17 protein-coding genes are annotated in these 23,949 nt (G+C 43.8%); 2 read left to right on the top strand and 15 right to left on the bottom strand.

Annotated features, from left to right (window positions below; genetic code table 11):
* Positions 1–24: 24 nt before the first annotated feature.
* The 11 genes from IHV80_RS20610 to IHV80_RS20560 all read right to left on the bottom strand — a co-directional run bounded on the left by IHV80_RS20610 (position 25) and on the right by IHV80_RS20560 (position 12,605).
* The gene (locus IHV80_RS20610; RefSeq protein ID WP_192892128.1) at positions 25–1,314 is read right to left on the bottom strand and encodes a glycosyltransferase family protein; all 1,290 of its coding nucleotides are present in this window, start codon (positions 1,312–1,314) and stop codon (positions 25–27) included.
* Between the two features lie 73 nt (positions 1,315–1,387).
* Positions 1,388–1,987 (bottom strand): family 16 glycosylhydrolase, encoded by a 600-nt coding sequence (locus IHV80_RS20605; protein ID WP_264158484.1) that lies wholly within the window; start codon positions 1,985–1,987, stop codon positions 1,388–1,390.
* Positions 1,988–2,252: 265 nt separating this feature from the next.
* Positions 2,253–3,407 (bottom strand): hypothetical protein, encoded by a 1,155-nt coding sequence (locus IHV80_RS20600; RefSeq protein WP_192892126.1) that lies wholly within the window; start codon positions 3,405–3,407, stop codon positions 2,253–2,255.
* The gene (locus IHV80_RS20595; RefSeq protein WP_086713864.1) at positions 3,404–4,786 is read right to left on the bottom strand and encodes a DUF3131 domain-containing protein; all 1,383 of its coding nucleotides are present in this window, start codon (positions 4,784–4,786) and stop codon (positions 3,404–3,406) included. The genes IHV80_RS20600 and IHV80_RS20595 overlap by 4 nt, the downstream gene beginning before the upstream one ends.
* A gap of 9 nt (positions 4,787–4,795) precedes the next feature.
* Positions 4,796–6,196: a DUF3131 domain-containing protein gene (locus IHV80_RS20590; RefSeq protein ID WP_192892125.1), complete on the bottom strand. Its 1,401-nt coding sequence runs from the start codon at positions 6,194–6,196 to the stop codon at positions 4,796–4,798.
* Between the two features lie 15 nt (positions 6,197–6,211).
* A complete protein-coding gene (locus tag IHV80_RS20585) occupies positions 6,212–7,534 on the bottom strand; it encodes a DUF3131 domain-containing protein (RefSeq protein WP_192892124.1) in 1,323 nt (440 codons plus the stop codon).
* Positions 7,524–9,380, bottom strand: a complete 1,857-nt coding sequence (locus IHV80_RS20580; protein ID WP_192892123.1) for a glycosyltransferase family 2 protein — start codon at positions 9,378–9,380, stop codon at positions 7,524–7,526. The genes IHV80_RS20585 and IHV80_RS20580 overlap by 11 nt, the downstream gene beginning before the upstream one ends.
* Positions 9,381–9,435: 55 nt before the next feature.
* Positions 9,436–9,918 (bottom strand): ATP-binding protein, encoded by a 483-nt coding sequence (locus tag IHV80_RS20575; protein ID WP_192892122.1) that lies wholly within the window; start codon positions 9,916–9,918, stop codon positions 9,436–9,438.
* A 15-nt stretch (positions 9,919–9,933) separates the two neighbouring features.
* Entirely contained in the window at positions 9,934–11,058 is a 1,125-nt protein-coding gene (locus IHV80_RS20570; RefSeq protein ID WP_192892121.1) for a sugar phosphate nucleotidyltransferase, read from the bottom strand.
* Positions 11,059–11,067: 9 nt separating this feature from the next.
* Positions 11,068–11,400 (bottom strand): STAS domain-containing protein, encoded by a 333-nt coding sequence (locus tag IHV80_RS20565; RefSeq protein WP_086713858.1) that lies wholly within the window; start codon positions 11,398–11,400, stop codon positions 11,068–11,070.
* Positions 11,352–12,605, bottom strand: coding sequence for a PP2C family protein-serine/threonine phosphatase (locus tag IHV80_RS20560; RefSeq protein ID WP_192892120.1), 1,254 nt, complete (start codon positions 12,603–12,605; stop codon positions 11,352–11,354). The genes IHV80_RS20565 and IHV80_RS20560 overlap by 49 nt, the downstream gene beginning before the upstream one ends.
* A gap of 191 nt (positions 12,606–12,796) precedes the next feature.
* Between IHV80_RS20560 and IHV80_RS20555 the strand changes: the two genes are divergently transcribed.
* Together IHV80_RS20555 and IHV80_RS20550 are read left to right on the top strand one after the other, a co-directional pair.
* On the top strand, positions 12,797–13,795 hold the full coding sequence (locus IHV80_RS20555) for a hypothetical protein (protein ID WP_192892119.1): 999 nt from the start codon (positions 12,797–12,799) through the stop codon (positions 13,793–13,795).
* Between the two features lie 161 nt (positions 13,796–13,956).
* Positions 13,957–18,711 carry a calcium-binding protein gene (locus IHV80_RS20550; RefSeq protein ID WP_192892118.1) on the top strand — a complete coding sequence of 1,585 codons (4,755 nt, stop codon included), beginning with the start codon at positions 13,957–13,959 and terminating at the stop codon, positions 18,709–18,711.
* A 285-nt stretch (positions 18,712–18,996) separates the two neighbouring features.
* Here the strand turns inward: IHV80_RS20550 and IHV80_RS20545 are convergent, their stop codons facing one another.
* From IHV80_RS20545 to IHV80_RS20530, 4 genes are all read right to left on the bottom strand, one after another.
* Positions 18,997–19,731, bottom strand: a complete 735-nt coding sequence (locus IHV80_RS20545; RefSeq protein WP_192892117.1) for a hypothetical protein — start codon at positions 19,729–19,731, stop codon at positions 18,997–18,999.
* Between the two features lie 264 nt (positions 19,732–19,995).
* Positions 19,996–21,309: an HlyD family type I secretion periplasmic adaptor subunit gene (locus IHV80_RS20540; RefSeq protein ID WP_192892116.1), complete on the bottom strand. Its 1,314-nt coding sequence runs from the start codon at positions 21,307–21,309 to the stop codon at positions 19,996–19,998.
* 9 nt (positions 21,310–21,318) lie between these two features.
* The gene (locus IHV80_RS20535; protein ID WP_192892115.1) at positions 21,319–23,076 is read right to left on the bottom strand and encodes a type I secretion system permease/ATPase; all 1,758 of its coding nucleotides are present in this window, start codon (positions 23,074–23,076) and stop codon (positions 21,319–21,321) included.
* A gap of 172 nt (positions 23,077–23,248) precedes the next feature.
* Entirely contained in the window at positions 23,249–23,884 is a 636-nt protein-coding gene (locus IHV80_RS20530) for a hypothetical protein (protein WP_192892114.1), read from the bottom strand.
* Positions 23,885–23,949 lie beyond the last annotated feature (65 nt).

The raw sequence follows: 23,949 nt of genomic DNA, 5'->3' as shown, positions 1-23,949 counted from the left end.
TATTGGCTAGTCACCGTTTTGGCACTACGCATGTAACCCAGGTTGAGCGCTTAATGATTTTGCGCTCGTGATCCAATGACGTACAGACTGGGGAGACATCACTCGCGGGTTACCTAAATCACTGTCACCTGCTGCTGCCAGTTCTGGTGGCAATACATTTATGATTAATTCTAAGTCTTCGTGGGAATTAATTTCTCGCGTAAAGACATCAGCCATCTCCTCACTGTAGTCTCCGCCACGCGCTCTAGCAGCTTTAACAAGCCCATCAAGTAACACATACCATGTCGTCATTGGCCCTTGAACCACTGACGCAGACTCAGCCGCAGAATCGATAAATGCAAAAGGCACGGTCACAATCGGTTGGTTGAATTCCATCGCTGCAAAAATCCAATCCGTATCAAATGAGAAATCAAAGACTGTTGGATTTTCCAGTATTTTTTCTAATATATTTCGACCGTATAACTTAAACGCCGCTTGAGTATCTTTAATTCCACTATCAAAAATTTGCGCACCGATCATTCGTTGCATATGGCGAAGCGTCTTAATCCCAACTCCCCAACGCTCTTCTTGTTTTACCAATATCGAGTCAACGTGCTTTCTATTACCTAAGACGACTTGCGTTCCTTCGCGATTATATGGCGCTAGCGCAAGGCCAATCTGTCCAAGATGAACAGAGTTATCAGCATCTGTATATAAAACGGCATCGACTCCATCTTTTAAAGATTGATCACAACCTAAAATAATGGCTCCGCCTTTGCGAGAGTCATCAGCACAAGCTAGATTTCTTAAAGCCCCATGATCTACAGGTAACGCATCCGCTAAGCGTAATACCTGAATTTTTGCACTCGTTGCGGCGTCATAACCCGCTTTGATGTTCTCTGCAATAGAAGCACTCCCATGCGGACAACCATCGTCAACGGCATATAGCTTCCAATTAACATTAGTATCTTCTGTCACCCATTGTAACTGCTCCACTTTAGTACGCAGAGAGTCCTCTCCATGTGGGTTATCAGAACTCTTGGGCTGCAGGCGATTTTGCTCGCCCCACATCGCAAATACCACACTGACCTCTACAGGCTGACAAATGGCCTGGGTCTCTTTACGTGATTGGACTAGTTTAACAGCAAGTTTAAATTCTAGTGGGGCGCTGAATTGAAGAGACAAGTCATTCAAATTTTGTATGGTGAGGTTATCTATAGCTAATAGTCGGTCAGCAAGCCTAAGTAAACTGCTTTGGTGTTGCGGTTCTGTAAGATCGAAATGTTCGTTAGAAGCGTTCAAAAGTTCAAGAGCGGTAGACAATGAAGTATCCATACATATTCCCTAGCGTGATGTTGTTATAATCACCTTTAGAATAGTATGCAAATCAACTCATATCAAACTTATGTCATTGATTTTTTGAACAAGGTTTTCCTTGCTTAAAACTGAAGTTTCTATACTTAGCTCGATACGTTTTTTTCCTATCTTCTCGGAACTTACCGGCCCAGTTACTGATCTCTGGGTCTGTCGCCCATATATTGGCCATAATACGTAAATACGAGCTTTCAATACTTGGAATAGGGTCATATTGGCTGTCGTTTATACGTAATACCAAGTTGCCATCTATATACCATTCAAGCTTATCTTCTCCCCAATATATTCCATAGCGATGGAAATCTTTGGATGCATCAAACCCTAAAAAAATAAGTGTCTCATGCGAGTTGGTGTAGCTGTCATCATCAGTCCAAAAATTCAGTTGGACCATATTGGTATTAGAACCAAGAAATTCGATATCTATTTCATTGTGTATTCCATTGCCGCCTTCAGGTTTGTCGTAAGGTCCCGAAAACAAAAAGAAAGAACTAACAACCCCGGGGGCTTTTGCTGGTTTCATGTCTATCTCATAGCAACCGTATGGATAAAACTCCGTACTTCGAATCTCTCCCCCATAAAAGCTCAATTTACCGTCATCAGCTAACACGGGATCTGGCGACAATGAGAGAGTCATCCCTCTCTTGTTGAAACTAACCGCGTCAGCGTCCCATCGACTTACGAATGGAAACCCATTCTCCCACCCATCAGACAACCACCAGAGGCTGCTATCTAAGTCCCTAAATGGGTCTTCGAAGCTCTCCCCATAAACGGTGGCACTAGATAAGACTAACGCAACGGCGATAGCAGAATATGTTTTGGATAATGGCATGGGCAAACACACTTATTCATTGAGTTTCACTATCAAGCGTAATACATATGCCATAAATTTCACCCTAGATTTAGTCTTCGGTTACTGGAATAAAACTTCTTCTTTGTACGGCTTCCACTGCAGGAGCAGAATTCAAGCCTAAATTACCTTTGGGAATCGTTTTAGTTTCAACAGGATGAGGCTCTGGTAGAGTCGATTGCACATTGGATTCAGAAATTGGTTCGACATCGCCAAGCGGAGAAATAATAACCACTGGTTGGATCTCATCATTTCCATTCGGAGATTCTGCACTCTTACTTTTGACTTGTTGATTCGTTGAATGGGAAGCCTTGTTATCTACTGGTTCGTTAGCTGATAACTCTTTCGTTGTAGGAAGCTCTTTCATTATAGAGATATTGCTCGTTGCAACTTCGGCTTGAGGGTGAACTCGGCTTTTAGGCGAATTAATGTCTGAGCCACTGTAATTAATCGTTCCTCCGGTACTGGCTCTCTGTACCACATTGGAACCTTCACCACTCGCCCCTGACAAATCACTCGTTTGTGGATTGGCCGCTTTAACCTCTGAATTAGTACTTTTCGACGTAGGAGATGGTTCGACCACGAAAGTCGGTTTATTTGAAAACTCATTGTTGAGCATCAGCTTTCCATTCGGTGTGTATTGTTTTAGCTGATCACCTTTGGCTAATGGTTTGTTTGAGCGTTTTACCGGTGGAGGTGGTGAAGCAATCAACCCCGTTGCCGGTGCATCGTAATTAAACACTCCAAGCTTTTGGTCCCAGATATCGATAAGAGAAGAGAGTTGAACCCATGAGTCATTCACAAAACCACTCGCATCCCCTGAATTTGTGGCAACAGAGAAACGAGCATTGAATTGATTATATTCACTCTGTAATTGCTGCTTGTACTCAAGCCAATTGCTTCCCCCCATTAAGAAATATCGAACACTATTGGACCAATATTCGTAAGCAATCGGATCTTGGCTTTTCTCTGCCGCAATCGCAGCCAACGCATCCGCTAAACCAGCAGTTAACCACATTTGCTTGGTTCCTAACTTAGGTTCCATACTCAGGGCTCTATTTGCTTGTTGATGCATTAAATTAGCCGCTTGGATATAACGGCCTTGTGAAACCATCAATGTCGGCGTACTCAGAAGATCAATTGATGCTTGGTTTAATGCGTAGGAAGGAAACGACATGACAAGCAATAGTATCCATACTCTGTTCATCGGAATGTCTCTATTAAGCAACGACCAGGATGGTCGAAACGAGAGTTAAATTTTACATCTCTATATTCTTTATCAGTAGTCGATTGATACAACTTGCCCTTTTGCTTATAAAGCAAAGCTTGAAGCACCCCCGCATTAGTTTTCAAACTGATGCTTTTTTCATAAGCACTGGTTAGTTCGTAACGCCCCTCATACCAACCTCGCTGAGGGTCATACAACTCTTTTACTAGGGTCATCAATCGATCGGTATAGTCTGTTTTCCACAATGCCCACATTTGAAAAGCGACTCTTGTTGAAACCAGTGCTAAATCATCATGAGAACTGCCATCTTCGGCCAACGTTATCCAAGGCGTACCCAACCCATAGATAGCGTCATAGACAAAGTATGGTTCTCCGGTAACAACGTGCTCTCCTCGCGCAGTGTAGATTCTTTCATTATCCCAGCGAGCTTCTTGAACTTGGTAAATAGCATCAGCCATCGCAGACAAGGTTTGATTAGTATGGGTAGCATCACTTGAAGTCGTATCTCCAACCTTATCCCAATTAAATTCTAACCCCATCCATAGGTAAGGTGTCGAATAGACAGGTCTTAATACATTAAACACTCGCGGATCTCGACCATCGAAAATCAAGTCGATATCGTAAATAGTTGCCACATCATAAGGTTCAATATTCATGGCTTTTTCAGGAACAATTTGCCAGTCAAGATAACCATAAGAGGTATACTCTTCGATACCCAGCCGACCTTCTTTATAGCGTATAAGCTGGCCATCTTGAATTAGGCCACCGTACAACTCACCATCAAGGCTAATTAACTCACAAAAGTTCCACCTCAAGACTGCTTTATCTACATACTCTGAAAACTCAGGTGAATGTCGCTTCACAATAGCTAACACAATCAGTAAACGACCGACATCTAAAGATGACCAACCTATGTCTTGAGGTTGATTTCCATAGTTCACCATTCCCCCACTTTGCGTGCTGTAGACTTTGTTAGGGGCATAACCATAACTCAGGTCCATTTTGTTGAGAAATGCCAATACCAACGTCAAACGCTCGTCATATTGCTTATTGGTTATAAACTCGAATTCCTTGGCCGCAATTAGAGAAATCAAATAGTCAGCCAAGCCTGCCATGTTTGTTGTCGGAAAATTATCCAAACTGTTCACCAACCCTGTTGTGAGTTGGGTGTTGTTATCTATATATTTCCATGCGGTTTGAGCCCATAGAAGCTCTTCTTCGGTTAATGGGCCATGACGCCCCTGTCTTACGATTTGAGACTGATTGAGCGCATCAACACCATTGCTTACACCTTGGTAAACTACTCCACATCCGGAAATAGATACCGACAACAAAAGTACACTCCACTTCTTCAGCATTCAGTAACCTTATTCTACGGGTACAATCTTTTTACGAGGTAGACATTGGCCTTCATAACCAAACGGCGACTCCAACGCTTTCTCCCATAGGCTTGGCGCTAAGTTATCTTTATAGGTCAATAACTTACCTTGCTTTTTGTACAATAAGATTTCTAAGGTAATCCCATTATTATTCGACGTGAACGTATTAATAAGTCCGGTACCATTTTCAAATATACCTTCATAGAACCCTTTTTCGCGGTCATATGCAGTCGAAACATGATCAAACAATAGATCCGTGTATGGTGTGTCCCATAGAGCCCACATCCCCATCGCGCCTTTAATCGCAACAGCTGAATACTGAGGTAGATACTCACCGACTTCTGAAATTGTATTCCAAGCAAAACCATCAGTATAAATTGTGTCATAAACGAAATAAGGAGCTCCTGCTAGTTGGTGCTCGGTTCTAGCAGTAATGATACCCGTTTGCTTATAACGCTCTTCTTGGACTCGGTAAATCTGAAGAGCAAACTCAGCGATCCACTCATGTGAGTAATTGTTGTCATGTGGTGAACGGTCTTCGACTAAATCCCAACCCATCTCGATACCGTCTAACACATAACTCTCAGTTACAACGTAACTATGAGCTTTGAGTTTTCTTGGGTCACGAGTATCGTAAGGCACGTCGTAACCGAACAGGTTTATAGTGGCATAAGGCTCGGCCATTGCAGCTTGTGTGGTATCGAACCCCCAAAGTTCAAACCCCTTAGCTGCATACTCTTCATACCCTAAACGACCTTCTTGAAGGTACTGAACCTCTTTACCTGGTTCTAGTAGTGCGCCAAACATGGTGCCGTTCTCATCAACAACATTGCAGTAGTTCCAACGTAATAGAACTGAATCGATACTTGTCGCGAACTCTGGGTACCTCTGTTTGATAATGTAGAGCCAAATCATCAAACGCCCTAAGTCCAGCGCCGAGTAACCAATTTCACCTGGTTGGTTACCATAGTCCACCTTTGCCGCTGTTTGCGTATTGTAGGCTTTGTTTGGCAGCTCGCCCTTAAACAAGTCAAGCGTGTTTAATGTAGTCAGAAAACGTACCAATCGTTTATCAAACTCTTCTTTCTCAATGATTCCTAACTCATAGGCACTCGTCATGCCCGCCAAATAAGAAGCCGCATCCCACCATGTAACCGATGGGTAATTATTTACCGCATTCACTAGCCCTGTTGATTCTTGGTAGTTATTTTCAAAGTACTTCCAAGCAATCCTCGCCATATCCATCTCTTGCTCTGTTAGCTCTCCAGAACGAGGTTGTGGCGTTGTCCAGTGTGTATTTCTTTCAATAATATCATCAGAGAATTGATTATATTTACTACCGCAACCAACGATTGCAAGAGTGATCAAGCCAACACTAATCGTTCGCATATAAATTCCTTCTTATTATTTCAACTCACCGATGGTCAATAGTGGTCCATTTTCTATATACGCTAAAGATTCCAAAACAATACCGTTGGTATTTGCCGTTACCGCTTTATTCGTTCTACCATCAATCTCATAACGACCTGAATACCAACCTTTTTCATCTGAATACAACGTTGATGCTTCATTGATTAGCACATCGGTATAATCAGAGTCATAGAGTGCATACCAGCCAAAGGCTGCTTTCGTGGATAGTGTTTTAAGGTGAGATTGATCTTTACCATCGTCTGAAATGGCATTCCATTTTTCGCCATCAGAGAACACGGTGTTGTACACAAAGTATGGTGCTTCATCTACGTTATCTTCACTGACCGCTGTCACGATACCCGTATCTTCGTAACGTCGTTCTTGAGCTTGGAAGACTCGATGTGCGAACACTTTCGATACGCTATCTGCGCCAAATTCAATACCGTCCAATATGTAAGACTCACTCACCACGTAGTTATGCGCGTGGAACTTAGAAGGGTCACGCTTATCGGTAGGAATCTCAACCCCATAGATATCAACCATATCTAAGAAATCGATATATTTCATTGAGTTAAATACATCACGTCCCATAAGCGCTAGCGATTTTGATGCATACTCTTCATAACCGATTCGACCTTCTTGAACCAGCTCCATTTTGCCGTCAACACTAGATGGACGAGAACCAAACATGTAGCCTTCGTTCAACATTGCACTCACTTTCCAGTGATTCAAAACATCGTTAACTTGCTTGTTGAACTTAGGGTACTGCCAAATCATGATATTCATCGGCACTAAAATTCGACCAATATCAATGGCAGACCAACCAATACCATTTTCTTCAGGGTTGTTCGCGTAATCCACCATTTGCAACGTTTGTGTGTTGTAAGCTTTATTTGGCAATAAGCCATCAACAAGCGGAAGTCTCGCCAACGTAGTCAGAGCCTTCTCCATACGTCGGTCAAACTCTTCTGAAGATATAATATTGATCTTCTCTGCAGCAATTAGCCCCATTAAGTAAGAAGCGGTATCCCACATAGTTGTTGAAGGGTAACCATCTACTGAATTCACTAATCCGGTGTTTTCTTGATAATTGTTTTCAAAGTACTGCCAAGCAACATTCGCCCATTCAAACTCTTGTTCAGACAATACTCGTGAAGACTTAAACGGGATGTCTTCAGGTATTTCAAAGGTGATATTCCCCAGAACACGTCCTGGCTCACGGCTTTCAATACTGAAGGCAATGATTAGTGCCGTAGCAAGCCCTAGAATAAATACTATGTGATGGCGAGCATTCACCAGAGATTTATTAAACTCCATACTTCAACTCCTCTGAATTGGTAGTTTCTTCACCTTCACTTTCTTCAGGTGGTGCCCAGAATGCAGCTGCGATCATTCCCCACATCGCAAGCATGTTATTGATAATCCAAAATGTGTTCAGTACAAGTCCGCCAAATGAGTAATTTCCCCATGAGCCTGTTGAATGGCCAATCCATGCGAAAGCTAAGCTAAATAGGCTCAAGCCAAATACGGCAGCTTGTGGAATAACAAGTTTAAAAAAGTTACCTGTTTGACGTTCCTTAGGCGTGGTAGGAAAACTCACTTTACGCCCTCGAAGTACCGTCCATAGAGCTCTTAAGTTCACAGGGAAGAAGGACAAGAAGTTAGTTTTGCCTTTGTAGCCAGCAACCCCCCACGTCCCTATCATCATCGCCAACTCAGCCGTCAATACAAACGGAAGAAAGTGAAGATAAAAAGTCACGTCATATGCACTTACCGGAGCGATAGAAGTTAGGAAATAGATGATCGGACACGCTAAGAAAACGATATTCCAAATTGCAGACAGATTGGACCAAAAGCTCGCGCCATACATAAACTTCTGCTTTAGCGTCAGGCCTTTACGAAGTATCGGGTTATCGTTCATGAAAATATCAATCGCACCACCTGAGTACTTAAAGCGCTGAACAGTCCAAGTTTGTAAATCTTGCGGAGATAACATCTTACTTTCCACATTAGGGTGCATCACCGAACGCCAATTTCGCTCTCTATCTGAATGTAAAACGATAGATGTGTATAAATCCTCAGACACGTGGAATTTATATGGAGTGAATTCAGTATCAAACAAAATCTCATCACGTAAGTTATCCGACACCGTTTGTTCAACCTTTTTCTCATTGGTTAAACGACGGATTTGCGCTTCGATTTCATCTTGTTCTTTGGTGATTTGCTCCGCGTATGCTCTAAGCGCAGCTTCCATGACCGCTTCACGGCGGTGTATCGAACCAGCGCCACAACAGAAAGAAGAATTGACCCAATTACGACGACGTTGAATCACGTCATAAAACATTTGAGGGTCGTTGACGAATGGGTCTTCACCTAAGGTTACTGGGCCATAAAAACGCTCAATACCTCGACCAATTGGGCTCGCCCACTTACCTACTTTTCTAGTTAGGAACTCAGGAAGGCGCTCACCTTCTGGTAAGTCAAAGAACCATTGCGGTGTTTGTACCCATGCAACACTTGGGTCTCTAAAGTAGCCAAGTGTATTTTCTAGAATGGTAGGGAATGGACGAGTATCCGCATCACAGATGACAACGAAGTCACCACTGGTACGCTCCATCGCATTTCGTAAGTTACCAGCCTTAAATCCAATATTTCCATCACGAGTGATGTAGCCAATACCCATCTCTTTAGCCATCGCTTCCATTTCAGGTCGCTTACCATCATCAAGAATGAATATCTTAATATCAATATCGTGAGGGTAACGGATTTTTTGAGCATCCAGAATACTCAGTTTTACCAACTCTGGCTCTTCATCGTAACTAGGGAAAAAGACATCAACACTGATTGGCCTATCTTCCTCACTGTTAGAAATACATTCCGAGATCTTGTGCGGTGGAGCCTTTTTAGGCTCATCTTCAAGCTTCCACAGGTTGTATGTAAACAAAATTGAACCAATAAAAGCACATGACTCAGCAAAAGCTAAAGGTAGAGAGAACCACAGTGCATCGTAATTTAGCGCGTACATCCAACGCCAACCCAAATACCATAAACCTAACGTTAAGCTACAGGTCGCCAAATACTGATATAGAAGCTCCCTAGGTACACTGTGAGGTACAGGTTCGGGCGGAACCCGATGCTCAAATTTATGAAAATAATTGTCCATTTGTTCATTTCCCTATTATTTTATTCATCTAGCCAAATGTTTCTTTTCCCTGAATCTATGGGGAATGAACATTGTCGATCAAATCACTTTCAACCAACTCCTTAGTCATCATGAAACAGTTATATCCACCCTCAACTTGCAATCTGATTTCATCCATCAAAGCCGATACAATCAAAAAACCGCGTCCAGACGTCGTCCATGTTGAGTCATCACTAGGGTCCATATCCACGAACTCATTGGACAACGCTTTTTCCAATTCACTTTCTGTCATAGCTTCTCCTTGATCGATGATGTCGATGCACAACTTCTTCGAATTAGAATCGCTTTCAAGTAAGCACTTGACCCTGACAGGCATACCTTCCTGCTCGCTATAAGCATGGATATAAGTGTTGTTAACCATCTCTACAACACATAGTTCCAACTGTGAGGCTAGATCAGGGGATATCCCGACTTCCGCCCAGTAAGCGTGAAGCTCCAAAGCGACCTGCCGAGAGGTTTCGAGAGAACTTTTATATGCCTGTTCAAATGTCTCCAACATGGAGTCCCTCCTTATCTACATGCTATTCAACATATCCGATACACGGTTGTGTGCTGCATGCGTTCTTAGGTTATGCCATTTCAAATCATGATTTTGTACGCCGTCATGGCCAATGCAGTAATTACCAAATATGGTTTGATGCTTAATATGCGCGCCAGACTCAACATTGATGTTGTCGAATATAAGAGACTCTTCAACAACACTGCCTGAATCAAGTTGGCAATTTGCGCCAATTAACGCTGGGCCAATTACCTTCGCATTCGCGTCGACTTTACAACCGCTACCGATAACCACTGGTGGAGTTAAGCTACAATTATTGAGATCCACGACAGAGTTAATTCCTACCCAAACTCCGGCCTTTACTTGAGTTCCCGGAATTCGATAACCAGGGACTTTTCCATCAAGAATATCTTTGGTAACACTCCAGATATCCGTAATATTCCCTACATCTAACCATTGGAAATTCATCTCTACGGCATAAAATGGGACGTGTTTTTCTACTAACATAGGGAAGAGTTCACTACCAATATCGTATTCACCCTCTTTAGGGATATAGTCAAAAATAGCGGGCTCAAAAATGTAGATCCCGGTATTGATTTGAGTAGACATGGCTTCAGCTTTCGGTGGTTTTTCTTGGAAGCTAGTGACAAGCCCTTTATCGTTAGTCACAACAACGCCGTATTTTTCGACATCATCTAACATCACGTTTTTGGTAATGATGGTCGCGATACCGCCATTCTTTTTATGCTTACGAACAGCTTCTGTTAGGTCAAGATCTATCCAAGCATCACCACAGACCACAACGAATGTCTCATCGAAAAAGCCGGAAAACTGCTGTATTTTTTGCATTCCACCAGCCGACCCTAATGCTTTACTTCGATATTCACCATCAACATGCTCACCTTCATAGGAATACGAAAGTTGCACATCAAAATGGTGGCCATCACCAAAGTAACCCTCGATTACCTCAGCAAGGTGACTCGTGTTAATAACGAGCTTATTAATATTGTGTTGAGCAAACAGCTCAATCATCGATTCCATCACTGGTTTCCCAAGGATTGGAATCATGGGTTTAGGCAACGACTGAGTGATAGGTTTGACACGAGTTCCTTTCCCTGCAGCTAGAATCATTCCTTTCATTTTATCCCCCTAAACTGCCGTAGCTAACGCTTCATCTACAGTGGTGTACGTTTTGATCAACCGATCCATACGCGTTAGCTTAAACAGATCCAAAACTGGCTTTTGATCATTTGCTACAGCGATCTTTTTGTCTCTCAACATTTTGTAAACCCCCATCACCGCACCAAGACCACTGCTATCCATAAATTTGACGTTAGTAATATCTAGCACCACATTTTGTGACAGTTCTGGAGTTAAGCTTTCTACTGTTTCTCTAAACTCAGGGGCAAGCTTCGCATCAAATCGCTCTTCATTTACTTGAAGAACTGTGCTGTTGCCTTGTTGACTAATTTCATATCGCATTCGGCGTCTCCTTCTTGAGGCCCTTTCCATTCTGCGACCAAAACACTTACATCATCTTGGAAGCTTTCATTGTGTTGCCAGTTTCTGACATTGTTTACTAATAATTCGGTTTGCTGTTGTGTTGGGTAGTGCTGCAACTCTTCAATCGCATCTTTCAAGCCTTCCTCTGAAAATTGTTCTTCACCATTTTCAGCTTCAGTGATTCCATCGGAGTAAAACCATATTTTATCCCCGGCTTCTAATTGAATATTTGCAGCTTGATATTCCACCTCATCAAAGGCACCAACCACAAAATTATCGTGACCAATTAGCTCGGCATTGCCTTTAGATCCGTGGTACCAAACCAACGGAGGGTGACCAGCACAGCAATACGACATCAATCCCGTTTTGATGTTAAGCACGGCATAAATCATTGTGAAATAGAGAATATTTGAGTCGTTGCTCATGTACATTTGATTGAGCTTTGATACCACTTCGTGTGGTGGGCAAATTTGGGTGCTGTCTCCATCATGCTTAAGAACGACTGAAGCATTGCCGTTTAAAACAGATAAACTTGTTTGCACCGAAAAAGACATCAGTGCAGAAGAGACTCCATGGCCCGCAACATCAAATAGATAAAACGCCACGTGATCTTTATCTAGTTGCATGTAGCCGAGCATGTCTCCGCCAACTTGAGCACTAGGTATCGAAATGTAGCTCAGCTCAACACAGGCGAAATGTTTGGTTTTAGGAAGGATGTGACGAATGAGATCACTCGCGGAATCTAAATCACGCTTAATCGTATCGTAAGCTTTATCAAGTTCGGTATTCTTGTCGACGACTTCGTTATGTAAAGCAAGAGTTCGGAAACCTGCTCTCACACGTGCATCGAGTTCATCGATGGAGGTTTTTTTATCGATGAAATCATCCGCACCCGCGTCAATACCATTGATAATTGAGGCCTCGTCCCCCTTCGAAGACAAAAGGACAAAAAAGATGTAGCGGTTGTAATCTTGGGACTTAAGTTCACGGCAAAGTTCTAAGCCATTCATTCCAGGCATCATCCAATCGCTAAGTACGAGTTGGATATCATTGTTACTAGCCAGCAGTTCAAGCGCTTTTTCACCACCTGATGCAGTATGCACTCGATAACCGCGTTTTTTAAGAACCGAACTCATATATATAAGAATGGTTCGATTATCGTCCACCAATAGAATATCTTTCATTCTTAACCCTAAGCCTTTAACTGACGTTACAAATGCGCACATTAACTATTATTTTTAGCTTTGGTTCGCACGCCTTATTACTTTAGGTTAGACTCAACTCATTGCTTTGCAAATTGTTTCTTATGCTTTTGTTTCTTTTAAGTTAATGATGTGCGGTAACTAGCACTATCAATAGGGGTGAATTGTTAAAAATGACATTAACAAAAGGATGGAATTTAACAATCTTGCTTGGTGTGATTGCAAACCATGCAACAGCAGACAGTTTTTTGGCCAATACTGCGCCTCACGCCCCGAAAACAGATAACGGCAATACAGTCACAGCAAGTACACCTTCAAACACTTCAACATCCATACCCACAGATTCAGAAATTGATGAAATTTGGAAAGGTGTGAGCAGTTCGTTTGAATTCCCATATGCCGATTGGGAAGAGAGAGATCTCTTTGATGGATTAAGTGGCAACATCGGTTATCACCAACCCTTAGCTGAAACGGAATCTGCAAACCTACCCGCGGGGAGCACGCAAGGCCCCTCCAACCTAAATAAAACCGCAACACTCTCGCTGAAATATACCATCGCTGGGGCTTGGTTTATTTCCGGAACCTTTTATCACTATTTGGACAGCGATCAGCAGCAAGCATGGAATCCAGATTTCACCTATGTTTTTGGTTACAGTGATTGGCGTCCATATACGTTAAGCCTTGTTTACTCAAACTATGGTGGCAACCGATTCAATCCAGAACCTGGACAAAACAGAACTGAATTCAACCAAGGCACTTGGTCTCTTGGCTGGAAGTTCCCGATAACCTCTCCTGTCGTGGATTGGTTTAGATTTACCGACGACGGCGCTATTGGTTGCCAAGTCGACTACAACCTCACGCCCGAATATTTCGATTTAGCCTCGATCGAATATAAGTCTAACCACCAAACGGTTAGCCTTGGCTGTAAATATTCCATTTGGGGGAATTGGTACGTCAATGGCACTGCTTTTTATTACCTAGATAAAAACCAGCAACAACCATGGAATCCTGACTTCACTTATGGCTTTGGCTATTTCGACTGGCGACCAGGTTCCATTACTCTGCAGTACAACAACTATTCAGGAAACCGTTGGAACAGTGCTGAACGCGGTGAGAACACAGGCCGATTTAAAGATGGCGCCATCACCTTAGCCTATAGTTTTGCTTTCTAATCCATTAGTTATTGATTTGATTTAATTAACGAAATTAATGGAAAACATCCCCAAGCCGACTAATCTTAGAATACAACCAACATATGCAACCACAATCACACAAATAGATCCCACATAAATATCGATAAGTGGTACGTACAATAATGGCTAGGAGGCGGGTTATGGAAGGAACTAAACACGATGATCTCATTGTAGGTACAGATCAAGACGACGCAGTAAATAGCCGAGCTGGCAACGATCAAATTAGTACGCTGGCGGGTGATGACTTCATTGCTGCGGGTGAAGGCAGCGACACAATTTTAGCGGGTGAAGGCGCAGACACCGTATTAGGTGATGTTGAATACGATACAGGAGAGACGGCTGAGGCCCCAGTCAATACTGACGATTCATGGGGTGAATCTCAAACCGTTTATACCTACGACAACAATACAAACGGCCAGCAATCGTCACACACAATTCGACTTGATAGTTTTGCTGTTAACCAAGCTGTCAACACATCAACAACGGTCGCTGGGCTTGAAAGCAACAGCTCAATTACCGTTCAACTCACAGACGAAAATGGTACTGTGATCGCCTCACAAATCGCTCAAGTCGATGCTAACGGTCTTGTCAGCATCGATACCGATATTCCAGAATCCTCACTCGGTGACTCCGGTGAAATCACGTTTACCTTTCTTGATGACAACAATCAACCCATCACCCAAATTGATGATATGAACATTGACGTTCGTAACATCTATAACGACACAATTGATGGTGGTGCCGGTGATGACATTCTTAAAGGCCAACAAGGTGACGACACGATCTACGGTGGTACCGGAGATGATTTTTTAGACGGCGACATCAATGACGATACGCTTTATGGCGAAGATGGAAACGATGTTTTAGTCGGGGGGAACGGTGATGACTACCTCGATGGCGGTTCTGGCGATGATACCCTACTCGGATCTGATGGCGACGACATCCTTCATGGTGGCGATGGTAACGATCTACTCATGGGTGAGATAGGTGACGATACGATCCATGGGGGGAAAGGCAACGATGACCTGATTGGCGACGATGGTGCTGACACCCTGTATGGAGGTGAAGGTCACGATAAATTGTTTGGTGGTAAAGGTAACGACTACCTATCCGGTGATGACGGTAATGATGAGATTCATGGTGAAGACGGTGTTGATAACATTATCGCAGGCGCCGGCGATGACTTCGTATTAGGAGGCGCTGGTGACGACTTAATCTCTGGTGGCCAAGGCAGTGACCTTTTACTTGGCGGTGATGGCGACGATGTTGTTACTGGTGATGAAGGTGACGACACATTAGTTGGCGAACTCGGTAACGATAACTTATCAGGCGGTGACGGCCAAGATACCCTATATGGTGATGCCGGCGATGACACGTTGTCTGGGGGTGCTGGGAACGACCAACTGTATGGTGGCTTAGGTGATGACACAATAGACGGCGGCGATGGCGATGATGTCATTCACGCAAATGAAGGTGCCGACATCATCACAACCGGTAGCGGCGATGATCTCATTTTCGCAGGCTCCGGTGACGATATCATCGATACCGGTGAAGGTTCTGATACGGTATTTGGTGAAACCGGCGATAACCAAATTACGTCAGGTTCTGGGGACGACACGATTTACACCGACTCAGGTAAAGACAACATTGATTCCGGTGACGGTGCCGACACGATTTTCGCAGGAGCTGGTGATAATGTAATAAATTCCGGATCCGGTGACGACTTGATGTACACAGATTCTGGGGACGATCTCATCACCTCTGGAACAGGAAGTGACACCATCTATGCCGGAGACGGCGACAACATTGTAGAGTCTGGCACTGACAACGATACAGTCTTTACCGGAAGCGGCGTGGACACCATCAATCTTGGTGAAGGCGACGACAAAGCATTCGCTGGCGGGGGCAACGATTCAATTGTTGCTGGTAGCGGTGATGACCAAATCTTTGCAGGTGAAGGTGACGATACCCTTCAAGGCATACAAGGTAATAACCAACTCTTTGGTGAAGGCGGTGACGACACGTTAATTGCAGGTCTTAATGCAAGTGAGCTATACGGTGGTAGCGGTGCGGATACTCTCCTAGGCTCGGAAGAGTCTGACAGTCTACATGGTGGTCAAGGAAACGATGATATCACTGCGAATGCCGGTAACGACATAGTTGAAGGTAATGGCGGAGATGACACATTAACTCTTGGAACCGGTAATGATGTCGGCCTAGGCGGTGAAGGTAACGATACGATATCTGGCGGCGAAGGTAACGACACTCTGGTTGGAGATGCCGGGCACGATACTCTCACTGGCGGCAGTGGAGATGATGTCCTTGTCGGAGGCGAAGGTAACGATCTACTCGACGGTGGCACAGGACGCAGTGAGATATATGGCGGCAGTGGGAATGATACGATAATTAGTTCTACTGAAGATGACCTACTCTCCGGAGGCTCGGGAGACGACACTATTTCATCAGGAATTGGAGACGATACCGTATTTGCGGGCTCGGGGACCGACAACATAACAACGGGCGAAGGTGCTGATACCGTTTATGGTGAGTCTGGCAGCAATACGATTGATACCGGTACTGGTGACGATATCGTTTATGGTGGTGTAAATAGTGACAATGTCACCCTTGGTGAAGGTAACGACCAAGTTTACTCTGGTGATGGTAACGACACCATTGATGCAGGCTCAGGTGATGACCATATAGATGCTGGTGCTGGCGCAGATTACATCCAAGGTGGCAGCGGAAACGATGCTATTTTTGGTGGCTCCGGGAATGATGAACTCGTTGGGGGTGAAGGTTACGACTTCCTAGCTGGCGGAGATGGTGATGACATTATCACCGATGACGGTCAAGATACGATCCTAGGTGAAAAAGGGAATGACACCCTCACAGCAGCAGCTACGGGAAGCCACAACATCTACGGTGGTGACGGTAATGATACTCTGATAGGAAGCAACGCTAGTGACACCCTCTATGGTGGTGCCGATGATGACACCATCACTGGAGCCGATGGTGATGACACATTATTTGCTGGCGATGGCGTAGATACCGTCGACGCTGGTTCTGGTAATGATAACGTTTATGGCGAATCCGGCAGCAACCAAGTCAATTTGGGTACCGGCGATGACACCCTATTTGGCGGAACCGGTGCAGACACCGCTTTAGGTGGTGAAGGTAACGATAACTTGTTCGGTGGTTCAGGTAACGACGATTTATCTGGCGGCGTAGGAGAAGATTTCGTAGATGCCGGAGAAGGCAATGATACCGTTTCCGGTGGCGACGATAACGATCTTATTTTTGGCGGTGACGGTAACGACACATTGATGGGTGATGCCGGAAACGACCTACTCTACTCCGGTGCAGGCAACGACCAACTGCACGGTGGCGATGGCGAAGATAAATTGACCGCGGAAAGCGGTACCAATACCCTTTCTGGTGATTCGGGGGATGATATTCTACTTGGTGGTTCCGGTGCAGATACCTTACTCGGCGGCACTGGTGACGATTATATTGAAGACTCATCAGACAACAATACTGTCGAAGGTGGCGAAGGCTCTGATACCATAAAACTAACCGGTGCGAATAACACCGTAGCCGGCGGTGCAGGTGCTGACACTATCAGCTCTACAGGTGGTGGTATTGTTAGTATCGCAGGTGGAGACGGTAACGACTCAATAACAGCTACTGGTGATGTAAATACTATAGATGGTGGTGAAGGCAGTGACACTATCAGTATTACTGCGGGTAGCAGTACGGTTACTGGCGGTGAAGGTAACGACTCAATCACGTCAGCCAGTGGAAGTGATACCCTTCACGGTGATGCCGGAGCAGATACTCTATCCTCTGGGTCTGGAAACGATAACCTTTATGGCGGTTCCGATAACGACAAACTTTATGCAGGGGACGGCGACGATCTCCTTGAAGGTGGTGACGGCAATGACACCATGTACGGGCAAAACGACCAAGATTCCCTCGTTGGCGGATTAGGTAACGATTACCTTTCAGGAGGTTCCGGTAACGACTCCCTTAAAGGTGGAGAAGGAAACGATACGTTACGTGGTGATTCTGGTGAAGACACCCTTTGGGGCGGCACTGGCAACGATAACCTTTCAGGCGGAGGTTCTGCCGATCTCCTATTCGGAGAAGAAGGGAACGATACATTATCTGGAAACGGAGGCAACGATATTATGTATGGCGAAAGTGGCGATGACAAACTGTCCGGAGGCTCTGGCGATGATTACCTTTCTGGTGGTGACGGCAACGACACCCTAAGCGGTAACAACAATTCAGACACCCTTGACGGTGGAGTTGGCGACGACAACCTATCTGGTGATTCCGGAAACGACACCCTATTTGGTCAAGTTGGTAATGATATTCTCGACGGCGGTGATGGCATTGACCAACTCTATGGTGGTGCGGGTAATGACCAACTCATATTTGATTCAAACGAACTCGAATCCGGTGAGGTTGGTGTCGTTCACTTTAGTGGTGGTTCAGACTTCGATGTTTTAGTAGTCGGCAACGACAACCAAAGCCAAATGATTGATATGTCGAACAATACATTCCAGGAGATTGAAGGGGTAAAAATCAGCTCCAGTGATACAGAGCTCGCCCTCGCCTTGGATAAAATTGCTGCCAATAATACGGCTGGTGATACTGCGGGACAATTCGTATGTACCGGAGCGAGTAGCATTGATGTATCTGGTTGGGGTTGGCAGCTCACGGAGAGCCACTTAGAAATGAGTGAATCACTTCAAGACATCTATCGCGAAAGCAATATCGATACAGGCTCTCTGTATGGCTACCGATTTGAAAGTGAAGCTGGGCAAGAAGTCGTCATTTGGAGCGATCTAAATAGTGGTGACATTAATTTCCCTGATACCAATGAAGTATAAGGATACGTCAGCTCGTAACCATTAAATAACTCCAATCAATAACCTGCTACCAATAGCAGGTTATTTTTTGCCTGGTGTTTGCTGTCTAGTTAATGGTGTTTAGGGCTACATTTCCATTAACCAGCATTGGCAGAGCATCAGACCGAAAATACTCGTTAGATAGCCGTTCAGAAACAAAAAAACGCAAGAACAGTGAAGCTCTTACGTTCTAATATCTTATCCTTCGAATAAGTCTGCTTAACTTGGGTCTCAGCCCACTTATCAAAGCAGTAGAAACCTAGTTGGCTAGCCTTCGATACAAATTTCACGCGTTTTACGTGTTAGTTGCGCATCATTAGAAATAACAAAGAAGTAATACTCTTGGCTTAATTCATATTGCTGAATATAAGTTCGCATATGATTTAGCATACTTTTGGCTTCACCATAACGCTCTAAATAATTACGGTCGCACTTATTCACTATATCAAGATCGACTCTTAAATCAGCAAACTCCGTCATTAATTCATCAACGCGTTTTTCTGTCTCAGCCTTTTGTGCTTGTTTGGAGTACTCTCCTTCAAGCTCTGACATTTGGGATGCAAGCGCCTGTTGGTTTTGTTTTTCTAATGCAACTTTCTCTTTTTCAAGCTTTTGATTCATCGCAAGCTTGGCATTTTTGACCGAATTTTTTTCTGAAAAATATCGAGAACGATAAGTCTTTGCCGATTTCTCCGCCTTCGCCAATTTAGCATTAGTTACCGCTAATAATGCGGAGAGCTCTTCGATTTCAAGCGCTTTTTCTACAAGCTTTTTATCAGCAGCATCAACCTGACTTTCATAGGTTTCATCATCCATTGTTTTGACGTAATTCATGTTTGCCATCTCATCCGTCAAATCATCAATGACTTTATTTAGCGTCGTTATAGTTTCACTCGCCTCACTGAGCTGTATTGAGGCACTGTAATTATGGTACCCAAGATAGCCAGTAATAAGTAAAGTCGAAGCCAATAGCGTTGAAAGAGCTGTCGTTTGTTTATCCATTGTCTCCTCCTTAAATTACCTGTTTGTAGCACTTCTCTTCGCAACTCGGGCATATGTACGATTGACGGTCGATCTTGGCGGAGCAATGCGGACACCGCCCCTGCTTACGGTCAAAGCTCAGTAATAGCAACATAAATCCAATAGGACCTAATACATACCCAAGTAAAACCCCAGCAACTAGGTTGTTCTTTTTAAATCCAACATAAGTGCTCATAGCTAAGAAACTGAAATAAAAACTCAGCCAAAACATCATAGATTCGTCCATTATGCCTCCCTCATTGCTTTCGCCATTCCACTCGTTAGCGGACCAATTAAGTAATCCCATAGCGTCCTTTCTTCCACTAAGATCAACACTTCTGTCAGCATGCCAGGGTACAGCTCAATGTTACTTTTAGTACGAAGCGCCTCAAGATCATCACGGTCAAATCGTATTTTAACGAGGTAACCTTGATCGCTTTGTGAAGCTTCCCCTCCCTTGATGACCCTATCCGCTGAAACATGGATAACTTCACCCAAGATCGGCGGGACTTGCCTTGCACTATAAGCCGTCAGGCGTATTCTGGCGTCCTGCCCTGAGCGAACAATATCGATATCTCTTGGCGGGACAATCGCTTCCACAATCAGCTCATCACTCTCAGGGACAATTTCCATCAAAACCTGCCCCGGACGCACAACACCACCCACGCTAGAAATATTCAACCCAACAACACGACCATCAAACTCACTTCGAATTTGAATTCGTGAGCGAACGTCTTCCAAGGTATTCATGACTTGTTTAATGTCTCGAACCTCATCGTTTACGGCTCTTAATTGCTGTGAGTAATCTCGCTTCAAATCCAACAACTGACTTTTATAGGTTTCTTCCAAAGTTTCGAGTTCGCGTTTAGCGACATCAATCGTAACCTTGATTTCCGCAAGTTCACCATCAATACGTGCGTAGTGTCGTTGCAACTCAAGCATACGAGTTCTAGATACATACCCTTTAGCCACAAGGCCTTTGGTCATATCAATCTCTTGCTTGATTAGATCTCTTTGAGACGACACGGCCTTTCTCTGGAACTGGTTACCTTGAATTTTCTCTCGGTATAACGTGGATTTTTGTGTGTATAGCGAATCAATTAATTGCTTTCGTAACAAGCCTTGCTCGAACTGAACAGATTCACTATTGATGATTGGCATAACAATTAAAGATTCATCCTCATTGCTCACCAACACTTCTGGCCACTGTGGCTCTTCAGATTCATTGAGTAGTGCTTCAAGCCGAGCTTGCTGCGCTATCAAAGAAAAGTTTCGATATAAATAACGCTTGTAGTCAGATTCAGACTTACTATCAGAAAGCTCGATAAGCACTTGGCCAACTTTCACTTTCTCGCCGTCTTTCACGAAAACTCGTTTAACCCAACCACCCTGCAAGTGTTGAATCTGCTTCCTTTTGCTTTCAACAACTAAGTTACCGTGAGCAACAGAAGCTGAGCTTAATGACATCGTCATAGACCAAAATAAGAAGCCTCCGACAGTCAAAATTAGGATAGTCGAACCTAATATAATGAGCTTTCGCGTACTGAAATTCCCTTCCATATTCTGCACCTATCCTTGTACTGAATTTTGAGACTTCGGCGAAACCTTCGAAGTTTGAGAGTGAGTCTTAGGTTGGGAGTTGGCATTGTTCAATGAGGCAGCCTTACCTTGCGAGTTCACATTAAGCCCTAAGAACTGTTCACAGGTTCCAGCTTTCTCGACACGTCCTTCTTTCAAACTAATAACCCAATCCATCTGACGAAGGAAACCCGGTCGATGAGAGATCATTACCACGGTAATTTTATGTTCTTTGCAATGCTGTAAAACAATGGCCAGAGCGGTTTCGCCTTCGGGGTCAAGGTTTGAATTCGGCTCATCCAATACTAATACTCTTGGATTTGAGTAAATTGCTCTTGCAAGGCCAATTCGTTGTTTTTGGCCTCCGGAAAGTAGAATTCCGCCTTCACCAATATAAGTATCGTACCCTTCAGGAAGCGCCATAATAAGCTCATGAATACACGCAAGTTTTGCAGATGAAACTACATCTTCGTCATTACACTCTGCAAATCGCGAAATATTTTGTTTAACCGTTCCGGCAAGTAACCCTACATGCTGAGGTAGATAACCAATATATTGGCCGAATTGGTTTTGATCCCATTTCTCAACCGTTGCGCCATCAATTTTGATATCGCCAACACTCGCTTTATGAATGCCCATCAGTAAACTTGCAAGAGTTGACTTACCCGACCCAGAATTACCCATGACTGCAAGAGCCTGACCGGCACCCAGCTTGAAACTGATACCCTGCAAAGTCGGCGCTTTTGCTCCAGGGAACTTCAAGCTCACGTTGTTAAATTGCACTTCGCCTTTAGGCTGTGGTAACAACGTTTTGGCTTTCGTTTTACTAAGAGATACACACTGTTTGAGTCTTCGCCACGATTGAAATGCGCTATACCAAGACTTCCATCCACTAACCGCACTTTCAAAAGGACTGACGACTCGGCCAATCAGAATTGAGCTCGCGATAACGGCACCAAGACCCACTTGCTGTTGCAGCGCTAAATAAACACCAAGTGTGAGTATGACCACCTGCAATAAGGTTCTAAAATAACGGCTAACCGCGAGTAACAAACCTACTCTGGCGTTTACTAACCATTGCAAACTGAGGACGTGGTTGTTTTTTTCTTCCCAAACTTTTCCTATGTTTTGACTCATGCCCATAGCCTTCAGTGTCGGCGCATTACGAAGAAAGTCGTTGAGTTCCATGGCGACTTTGCCCGTCTCTTCTTGAGCCATACCACTGACCTTTCTACCTCCGAGCATCATTGCAAAAGTAAGCAATGAAAAAATGATCACGCCAGTGAGTGCAACGAACCCGATGTATGGGTGTAGAAAAAACAGCAGGATTAGAAAGAACGGAGTGAATGGTAAATCCAGAATTGAAGATGTTGAGGGGGATGCAAGAAAGTTACGTAGTGTTGTGAGATCGTGGAGCGGCTGCTTATCAATGCTATTTGATTGCGATGATGTCGATATACTTAAATCCAGTAACTGACCACTAAGCTGTGTGTCCAATTTAAGCGCAGAACGTTGCATCAAAAGAGTTCGAATGTACTCAAGAGCCGACTGGGAGGTGACCAAAAATAGAGTAATACCCAATAATGCCAGCAAGGTTTCCAAGCTTGCACTGCTCATCACTCGATCAAAAAGCTGTAAACTGTATATAGGCACAGCGAGTACTAATAAATTGATCCCCATGCTAAAACCAACCGCGGCCAACGCTTCCCTCTTCACAGTTCGAAAAGGACTCCGTGTCATATCTTCCATATAGCCAGACTCACCTAGTTGCATATTATTATAGAGTGAGTATAGACAAATTTTTAACAGCCTAAATACAATTTTTTAAAAGCTTAGATATTGATCCTTAAAACGTTATCAGACAAAACCATATCAACCTCATTTGTAGTTGGAATCTCATCTAATTTTATAAACACCTGAGTTAAATGAGATTAAATTGCTCGCTCACCTCATAGCCTGTCGCAACTTCTCTATGACTTTCTTTTATTATCCAATTAATTGGGTTTCGGACCCAAGGCTGAGGATCTTGTGAAGGAAAACCATCAGACACTTTCAGAGCAACGACCGTAAAGCCCAAAGATTCGCAAGTTTCAATACAGCGCTGTGCATGCCAAGATTGTGCAACAACGGCGACTTTAACTTTCCCCAAATCCTCGCGTGCCTTTTTTGCCACATCCGCAGTCGTTTGATAAAGGTCATTCTTTATCGGTACATAAGGAGTTTGATGCAAATGCTTCGCTATCTCCTGTTGCACGTAACAAAAAGCCAAAGGATTCAAATGATAAAATAGCGCCACATGGCTCGCTAACTGCTGATTAACACAATCACTATCACCAAACGAAAAAGCAATCACGGCTTGAGCGTCTCCGACATCACCGAAGTTTTGACGCTTTAATACATTTGAAGTTAAGTAATGGAAAATGCGTTCTTTTGACGATTCTTCTATCTGATAACGCTCTTTAAGATAGCGATGCTGAATCAAACAAGAATTTTCAGGGGAAATATGCTCAGGAACCGGAAGGCCCATGTCGCGGATGAAATCATAAAATTTAAACATAACAATCTTTTCCTAACTAAATCAAAATCCATCTAGCCAGTTCTGTCCGTTGTTATGCTTACAGT

This window comes from Vibrio bathopelagicus, assembly GCF_014879975.1.
GTDB lineage: Bacteria > Pseudomonadota > Gammaproteobacteria > Enterobacterales > Vibrionaceae > Vibrio > Vibrio bathopelagicus.
Note: the sequence above shows the minus strand (reverse complement) of the source record. Positions and strands in the feature narration are given on the sequence as shown.